This is a genomic window from Rhodococcus sp. IEGM 1370 (assembly GCF_033142325.1).
In the GTDB taxonomy this organism is placed as follows: domain Bacteria; phylum Actinomycetota; class Actinomycetes; order Mycobacteriales; family Mycobacteriaceae; genus Rhodococcoides.
Genome location: NZ_JAWLRY010000070.1, coordinates 1 through 1,071 on the forward strand (window position 1 = coordinate 1; position 1,071 = coordinate 1,071).

At 55.0% G+C, this 1,071-nt stretch carries 1 rRNA gene; it reads left to right on the forward strand.

Features of this window, described 5'->3' with window-relative positions:
* Positions 1–1,028: ribosomal RNA gene (locus tag R4P47_RS25030) — 23S ribosomal RNA — on the forward strand; the annotation flags it as partial.
* Positions 1,029–1,071: the final 43 nt, after the last annotated feature.

Sequence of the window (1,071 nt, forward strand, 5' to 3'; positions counted from 1 at the left end):
GCGAAGCTGAGAATTTAAGCCCCAGTAAACGGCGGTGGTAACTATAACCATCCTAAGGTAGCGAAATTCCTTGTCGGGTAAGTTCCGACCTGCACGAATGGCGTAACGACTTCTCAGCTGTCTCAACCATAGACTCGGCGAAATTGCATTACGAGTAAAGATGCTCGTTACGCGCGGCAGGACGAAAAGACCCCGGGACCTTCACTACAGCTTGGTATTGGTGTTCGGTTCGGTTTGTGTAGGATAGGTGGGAGACTGTGAAGCGGTGACGCCAGTTACTGTGGAGTCGTTGTTGAAATACCACTCTGATCGTATTGGATACCTCAACCTCGGACCATGATCTGGTTCAGGGACAGTGCCTGGTGGGTAGTTTAACTGGGGCGGTTGCCTCCTAAAATGTAACGGAGGCGCCCAAAGGTTCCCTCAGCCTGGTTGGCAATCAGGTGTCGAGTGCAAGTGCACAAGGGAGCTTGACTGTGAGACTGACAAGTCGAGCAGGGACGAAAGTCGGGACTAGTGATCCGGCACCGGCAAGTGGAAGCGGTGTCGCTCAACGGATAAAAGGTACCCCGGGGATAACAGGCTGATCTTCCCCAAGAGTCCATATCGACGGGATGGTTTGGCACCTCGATGTCGGCTCGTCGCATCCTGGGGCTGGAGTAGGTCCCAAGGGTTGGGCTGTTCGCCCATTAAAGCGGCACGCGAGCTGGGTTTAGAACGTCGTGAGACAGTTCGGTCTCTATCCGCCGCGCGCGTAAGAAACTTGAGGAAGGCTGTCCCTAGTACGAGAGGACCGGGACGGACGAACCTCTGGTGTGCCAGTTGTTCCACCAGGAGCACCGCTGGTTGGCTACGTTCGGAAGGGATAACCGCTGAAAGCATCTAAGCGGGAAGCCTGTTCCAAGATGAGGTTTCTCACCCCCTCGAGGGGGTAAGGCCCCCGGCAGACCACCGGGTTGATAGGCCAGAACTGGAAGTCGGGTAACCGATGCAGGTGACTGGTACTAATAGGCCGAGGACTTACCACAAAGAAGCTACGCGTCCACTGTGCAATATCTGAAACAACACACG